This window comes from Streptomyces sp. 150FB (assembly GCF_000818195.1).
Classification (GTDB): Bacteria; Actinomycetota; Actinomycetes; order Streptomycetales; family Streptomycetaceae; genus Streptomyces.
In genome coordinates, this window is sequence record NZ_JTHL01000001.1 from 4,692,351 (window position 1) to 4,699,752 (window position 7,402).

6 protein-coding genes are annotated in these 7,402 nt (G+C 70.7%); 1 reads left to right on the forward strand and 5 read right to left on the reverse strand.

Annotated features, from left to right (window positions below):
* The 5 genes from QR77_RS20100 to QR77_RS20120 all read right to left on the reverse strand — a co-directional run.
* A partial coding sequence (locus QR77_RS20100; protein WP_040023420.1) for an FtsX-like permease family protein occupies nucleotides 1-1,504 on the reverse strand: 1,504 nt, incomplete at its 3' end.
* Entirely contained in the window at nucleotides 1,501-2,250 is a 750-nt protein-coding gene (locus QR77_RS20105) for an ABC transporter ATP-binding protein (RefSeq protein ID WP_040023421.1), read from the reverse strand. The genes QR77_RS20100 and QR77_RS20105, both read right to left, overlap by 4 nt.
* 153 nt (nucleotides 2,251-2,403) lie before the next feature.
* Nucleotides 2,404-3,039 (reverse strand): PadR family transcriptional regulator, encoded by a 636-nt coding sequence (locus tag QR77_RS20110; RefSeq protein ID WP_040023422.1) that lies wholly within the window; start codon nucleotides 3,037-3,039, stop codon nucleotides 2,404-2,406.
* A gap of 109 nt (nucleotides 3,040-3,148) precedes the next feature.
* A complete protein-coding gene (locus tag QR77_RS20115; RefSeq protein ID WP_040023423.1) occupies nucleotides 3,149-3,841 on the reverse strand; it encodes a hypothetical protein in 693 nt (230 codons plus the stop codon).
* 87 nt (nucleotides 3,842-3,928) lie between these two features.
* Nucleotides 3,929-5,548: a protein kinase gene (locus QR77_RS20120; protein ID WP_040023424.1), complete on the reverse strand. Its 1,620-nt coding sequence runs from the start codon at nucleotides 5,546-5,548 to the stop codon at nucleotides 3,929-3,931.
* Nucleotides 5,549-5,961: 413 nt separating this feature from the next.
* Between QR77_RS20120 and QR77_RS20125 the strand changes: the two genes are divergently transcribed.
* The coding region (locus tag QR77_RS20125; protein ID WP_040023425.1) for a protein kinase at nucleotides 5,962-7,402 on the forward strand (1,441 nt) is incomplete at its 3' end.

Below are 7,402 nucleotides of genomic sequence, written 5' to 3' on the forward strand. Positions count from 1 at the left end.
GCGGCGACAGCGGTAGCCAGCGGCCGCCCCGGCCGAAGAGACCGACCAGGGCCGGGGTCAGGGCGACCACACCCAGCTCGGCGATGGCGCTGCCGCCGGCGACGATGGCGAACTGGTCCGTCAGCGTCGACCCGTACAGCGCGATCGCCGCACCCAGCAGGAAGGCGATCAGGCCCACGACCGGCAGGACCCGGCTGCTCCTGCGGATGCCGCGGCGGCCGGTGAGCGAGGCCAGAACGGTCTGCCGGGAGGCGTTGATCGCCGGCACGATCGCGGCCAGCAGGCCGGTGAGTACGGCGAGCGCGGCGATACCGGCCAGCTCCAGCGGCCGGAAGTGGTAGCTGCCGAACCGCTGGCCCGTCAGGTTCTCAAGGGTGGGACGCAGGGCGAAGGTCAGAGCGATGCCGAGGATCGAGCCGACGACGGCGGAGGCGACCCCGATGACCAGACCGCCGGCGAGCACGATGGCCCGGATATGGCGCCGGTCGCCGCCGTTGGCGCCGACCAGGCCGAGCTGGCGGCGCGAGCGGCGGGCGCCGACGGCGAAGGCGGGCCCGGCCAGCAGGCAGATCTCCAGCATGGCGAGACCGATGACGGTGGCCGCCGAGGCGAGCACGGTGACGTCGGACCCCTCGCTTCGGCCGTCGCTCCAGCCCGACTTCTGGTAGAGCGGGATGTCCGCCTTGGCCGGCGGGTGCATCCGCACGGTGCGCGAGTCGACCGTGATCCCGAACGTATTGACCTTCTGCACCATGTTCCACGTGAAACTATGACCGGGGACGGTCAACAGGTGGACGGTGCTGGGGTCCGTACCCGGCAGTTGGTCGGCCTTCAGCGCCTTGTCGAGCGGCGCGAGGAGCGCTCCGGGGAGCGCGTTGACCTCGTCGGCCTTCAGCTCGTTGGGCAGTTCGTAGGAGCCGACGATCCGATAGTCGGCGTCGAGGCTCCGAGCGGTGAGTTTCGAACCCACCCGAAGACCGCTGGTCTCCAGGAAGTGCGTGGTCGCAGCGACCTCGCCGGTCTTCTCGGGGAAGTGTCCGCTGTTGAGGCGCAGCATGCCCTTGGCCATCGGGTCGGCGGCCTTGAGTTCATGTATCCGGGTGTTCAGCAGCCCGTGCTTCGTACGGAGCTTGCCGTTGCCGGTGGTGTCCGTGAGGACCCTGCTGCCCACGGGGATGGCCTTGGTGACGTCGGCCTTGCCGTCGGGCCACGGCTCGTTGTCGTAGTCCTTCACCGGCGTGTACTGCGTGTTGTCCGGGTTCTGGAGGATGGGGACGCCGCCGAGCCCAGGGTCGGTGAACTTGGCGTCCGCCCGCCCGAGGTCGCGGTCCAGGCTCTCCGAGGCCGTCAGCTCGGAGGTACGGATGGTCAGATCCATGGCGCTCACGCCGAGGATGGGCAGGGCGATCATGGCAAGGACGAGGAAGCTGCGCCCCTTGAAACGCCAGGCGTCACGGCGGGCGATACGGATCGCGGCCCGCCAGGAGTGGTACCAGGTCCTCACAGCTCGGCCGCCTGGCCGGACAGGAGGGAGTCCGCCTCGCTGCGGACGGTCTGGTCGACGACCCCGCCGTCGCGCAGGAAGACCACCCGGTCCGCCCAGGCGGCGAACCGCGGCTCGTGCGTGACCAGGACCCCGGCGGCCCCCGCGTCGCAGCGGGTACGCAGCAGCGCGAGCACGGACTCGCCGGTCTCGGAGTCGAGGGCGCCGGTCGGCTCGTCGGCGAGCACCAGCCGCCGGTCGCCGACGAGCGCGCGGGCTATCGCCACCCGCTGCTGCTGGCCGCCCGACATCTCGTCGGGGAAGCGGTCGGCGAGGGCGTCGAGTCCCATCTCGGCCAGCGCGGCCAGCGCCTCGACGCGCCCCTTGCGCGCGGAGACACCGTCCAGCTCGCGGGGGAGCGCGATGTTCTCGGCGGCGGTGAGCGCGGGTATCAGGTTGTAGTCCTGGAAGACATAGCCGATGCTGCGGCGGCGCAGGGCGGCGAGCTGCTTGCGGCCCACGGTGGTGATGTCGGTGCCCTCGACGATCACCTGACCCGACGTGGGGTTGTCGAGGCCCCCGGCGATGGTGAGGAGCGTCGACTTGCCGGAGCCCGACGGGCCCATGACGGCGACGAGTTCGCCGGGGAAGACATCGAGGTTGACCCCCCGCAGGGCGTGCACCTCGGTGGCGCCGCTGCCGTGGACGCGGGTCAACTCCCGGAGTTGCAGCACCGGCTGCTGTGGCTGGTCCGTTTGCGTGGGCATGGGGGTCCCCCTGTGCGTGTACGAGCTGTGCGTACGAGCGGATGAACGGATGGGTGTGGCTGGTGACGGGTGCCGATGCCGACGGGTCGGCTGAGGAACGCCGTCAGGCGCGTGAGAGCGGCCGGACGACCCGGCCAACCGGCGCCCTGGGGCCTACGTGGCAGGCCCGGCCTTCACGGCCGGTGCGGCTGCCTCGGCACTGTCGGCCGCCGCAGTCCCCGGAGAGGCAGGGGCCGCCGGGGCGGCCGACGCCGCCAGTTGGGCGAGCCGGACAAGGCGCGACTCGCAGTGGTCGAGCCAGCGCGCCTCGGCCTCCGTCTGGAAGATGAGCTGTTCCAGTACGAGCAGCCAGGCCACCTCGTCCCGGTCGGCCGGCCCGGGATCGAGCGCCGCCGCCTTGAGCCTGGTGTAGTCCTGCATGGCCTGGATGGTGTGGTGGCGCTGCGACTGGATGACCTCGCGGATGTTGACGCCGGGGGTGCCCACCGCCATGGCCAGCTTGATCGCCAGTTCGTCCCGGGGCGGACTGCTGCGGTCGACGGGCGTCCGGAACCACGACCGCAGCTCCGCGCGTCCTGAGTCCGTGATGGCGTAGAGCGTGTGGCCGGCGCCGTCCTCGCCGCCCTGCTCGACCATGCCGTCACGTTCGAGGCGGCCGAGGGTCGTATAGACCTGGCCGACGTTGAGCGGCCAGGTGGAGCCGGTACGGCTTTCGAACTCCGTACGCAACTGCGAGCCGTAGCGGGGGCCGCGTTCCAGGAGGGCGAGAAGCCCATGGCGAATCGACATACTCAGTATGTATACCGAGTATGTCGTAGCTGACAAGCGACCTGAGACGGACGTGACAGGTAGATCTTGAGGAGGACGGCGGCCGGACAGGGGGCCGGAAAGGGCGTTGTCAGCGGCGCCGCAGACGGAGCCCGATGAAGCCGAGCCCCAGGCCGAGCAGCACGAGCCCGGCGCCGAAGGTCGCCACCGGGATCGGCCTTACGACGGACTCGGTGAGCGGCCGCTCCTCCTGCTTGCTTGCCGCGTCCGGCAGCCGCTGCGCACCCGGCGAGCGACCGGCACCGGGGGGCAGCCCCGGGGCCTCGTCCGTGTCCCTGCCGGTCTCGCCCGTCTCGTCGGTCTTGCCGGTCCGATGCCGGGAGCCCCGCGTCGTACCGGCGGACGGCGACCGCTTCGGCGACGGCTTCGCGGGAGCCGCGGAGGCGGAGGCGGAGTTCGAAGCGGCGGACGAAGGGGAGACGGAAGCGGAATCGTCGGGCGCCGTCGACCCCGGGGACCCGGACGACTCGGCCGGTATGGAGGGCCCGGACGGCTCGCCGGTGTCTTCCGGCTCACCGGGACGCGTCGCCGCGCTCGGACTCGTATCCTCCGGACGGGTGACACCGGAACCGGTCGGCGGCCTGCCGGGACGGTCGCGGCCCTCCCCGGCCGGACGGCCCGCCAGGGAGTCGGACGTGCCGGGGGTCGCCGTCGGCCCGGCGGCGGGGGGAGTGGATTCCTCGGCGTACGCGGCGGGCGCCGCCAGGAGGAGGGATACGACGGTGATCGCGCAGGAGGTGCGGAACCGGTGCCAGGAAGTCACCGGTTCAGAGTCACATGTCCCCGTACATCCGGCATCTCAAGAAAAACCCGGCCGACGCCCTCCGGGGCTCGCCGCCCCGCTGCCACCTCAGCCCGCGTTGCCCGTGGAGACCGTCAGTTCGAACTGCTGGCTCTTGGGATCGACGGCGGTACCGGGCGCGGGGTACTGCGTGATCACGGTGCCTTCGGCGTAGGCGCCTTCGTCCTGTTCCTTCTCCGGGGTCCAGGTCCAGCCCGCCTTCCGCAGGCAGTCCTTCACCGAGAGGATGTCCTTGTAGCGCAGGTCGGGCGCCTCCACCTTGCTCGGATCGGTGGAGTCCTCCAGCGGGTGGGTGCACTTGTCGACGTTGATGGTGCGGCTGCGGTCGGGCGGCCGGTGAGCGGCCGACGCGGACTGACTCGTCGTGGGGTCCGCCTTGTCGTCCTTCGTATCGCCCTGCGACTGGAGCACCACGATCAGACCGCCGATCGCCACCAGTGCGACCACGACCGAACTCACGATCACCGGCATGTTCCGCTTCTTGGCGGCGGCGCCGACCGTGGCCGGCTGGGGCGAGAGGGCGTACGGCGGCGGGGTCGCCGGCTGGTAGGCGCCCTGCTGCGGATAGCCGTACCCGGGTCCCGGCTGCATGTGGCCCGCTGTCTGGCCGTGCACGGGTGTCACCGCCTGCGGGGGATAGCCGTAGGGGCCGGGCTGCTGATACGGCGCCTGGACGCTGTGCTGCGGCGGCGCCTGCATCGACTGGTCGACCGGCGGGAAGACCGCGGCCCCGACCCCGGCCCCGTTCGACGTCGGAGCGCCCTGGATGATCACCGGGGCGCCCGTCTGCCCGGACGGCGTCACGCGCAGGCACTCGTCGCGCATCGCCTCGGCGGTCGGGAAGCGCTCGTTCGGATTCTTCCGCAGGGCCCGCGCGACGAGCGCGTCCATCCCCGGGGTGATCGTGCGGTTGATGGAGGACGGAGCGACCGGCTCCTCCTGCACATGGGCGTACGCGATGGCCAGCGGCGAATCGGCGTCGAACGGCAGCCGGCCCGTCAGGAGCTGGAAGAGCATCACGCCGACCGAGTAGAGGTCGGAGCGGGCGTCGACGCCGCGCCCCAGCGCCTGTTCCGGCGACAGATACTGCGGCGTACCGACGACCATGCCGGTCTGCGTCATCGAGGTGACACCCGACTGCATGGCGCGCGCGATGCCGAAGTCCATCACCTTGACCGTGCCGCGCTTGGTGACCATCACATTGCCGGGCTTGATGTCCCGGTGGACCAGGCCCATTTCATGGCTGGTCTCCAGCGCGGCCAGCACGTCGGCCGTCACCTTGAGCGCCTTGTCGGCGGGCATCGCCCCGTACTGCCGCACATCCGACTGGAGGACGGAGCCGAGCGGCTGCCCCTCGACGTACTCCATGACGATGTACGGCATCGGGGCGCCGCCGAGATCGTCCTCACCCGTGTCGAAGACGGAGACGATGTTGGTGTGCGACAGCTTGGCCACGGCCTGCGCCTCGCGCCGGAAGCGCTCCCGGAAGGACTGCTCGCGGCCCAGCTCCGTGTGCAGGGTCTTGATGGCGACCTGCCGGTCGAGCGCCGCGTCGTACGCCAGGTATACGGAGGCCATTCCCCCCTCACCGAGGAGATCACGGAGCTGATATCTGCCACTCGCGACCGATTGGCCCGCCAAGCGGCCCTGAGCCCCGTCCTGGTTCATACTGTTGCTTCCCCCTCCGCGCGCTGACGCGGTGATCGCTACGCGGTGATCCCCTATTACAGGTGTCGCAAGTCATTACAAGGTGTCGCACGTCAGGTATTGCGATCCAAGTCTGCCGCAGGCCTCCGACACGTCAAGCCGGGTGCCCGTTCCGTGACCGTACGCACAGACAAGAGTCTCGGAAGCGTTACAGGATCCGCATGTAATTTGCGTGGTCGGCGCCTCGGCGGGTTTCATGACCGCCCCGCCCCGAACCCGTTCCGATTCCTGAGCGGAACCGGGGCATCGCACGAAGGCTGTAGCGTGACGTGGCATAGCACCCCTGGGATACGGCGCAATACGCCCGGGGTACACCGAACCACCGCGGACCGCACACGCGGATCTCACGCGGACAGAAACGACGGCGAGGACTGATGGCACCCGAACCCGAAGCAGGCGGCGGCGGAGTGCCGGATGCGGCGGAATCCTGGGGCGTCGGTGGGCTGGTCGGCGACGGCCGCTACCGGATGACCCACCGCCTCGGCCGCGGCGGTATGGCCGAGGTGTTCGCGGCGGAGGACGTACGCCTCGGACGCACCGTTGCGGTCAAGCTGCTCAGGTCCGATCTGGCCGAGGACCCGGTCTCCAAGGCCCGCTTCACCCGCGAGGCCCAGTCGGTCGCCGGCCTCAACCACCACGCTGTGGTGGCGGTCTACGACTCCGGCGAGGACACCTTCGGCGGCCAGACCGTGCCGTACATCGTGATGGAGCTGGTCGAGGGCCGGACCATCCGTGAACTCCTGATGAACGCCGAGGCTCCGCCGCCCGAGCAGGCACTGATCATTGTCTCCGGTGTGCTGGAGGCGCTCGCCTACTCGCACCAGCACGGCATCGTGCACCGGGACATCAAGCCCGCGAACGTGATCATCACGCACAGCGGCGCTGTCAAGGTGATGGACTTCGGCATCGCGCGCGCTCTGCACGGCGCGCAGTCGACGATGACCCAGACCGGCATGGTCATGGGCACCCCGCAGTACCTCTCCCCCGAGCAGGCGCTCGGCAAGGCGGTCGACCACCGCAGCGACCTGTACGCCACGGGCTGTCTGCTGTACGAACTGCTCGCGCTGCGCCCGCCGTTCACCGGCGAGACCCCGCTCTCGGTGGTCTACCAGCACGTCCAGGACATCCCGATCCCGCCGTCCGAGACCTCGGACGTGGCTCCGCCGGAGCTGGACGGCCTGGTCATGCGGGCGCTGGCGAAGGAGCCCGACGACCGGTTCCAGAGCGCCGAGGAGATGCGCGGGCTCGTTCAGTACGGCCTCCAGATGCTCCAGCAGCAGGGCCCGTACACCGGTACGTGGAACACCGGCGTCGTCGAGGCGCACGGCCGCGCGGGTACCCCGGCGATGGGGATCGCAGCCACCACGGCGATGGGGCACCCGCCGGGCAGTGACACCGCGCAGCGCCCGCTGCTGCCGCCGCAGAACCCGGACGACGGCGGGTACGACGGCGGTCGCCGCGGCGGCGGCGGGGGCGGTCGCAGCAGGATGTGGCTCTTCGTCGCGCTCGCCGTGGTCGCGATCGTGGCGGGGGTGGCGTACGCGCTGAGCTCGATCAGCTCGCCGGACACCGGCAACACCGACAAGGGGCCGGTCGTCCAGCCGTCGCAGTCGGCGACGTCCGAGGATCCGACGCCGTCCGACGACCAGACCGATCAGAGCGACGATCCGGACACCTCAGGCGGCGACAACAGCTTCCCGGACTACACGCCCTCCGAGAAGCCCACTCCGACGGCCAGCAAGCCCACCGAGCCGTCCCGCGACCCGTCGACCCCGCCCGCGGGTTCGGGCGGCGGCGGTACGGACAACGGCGGCG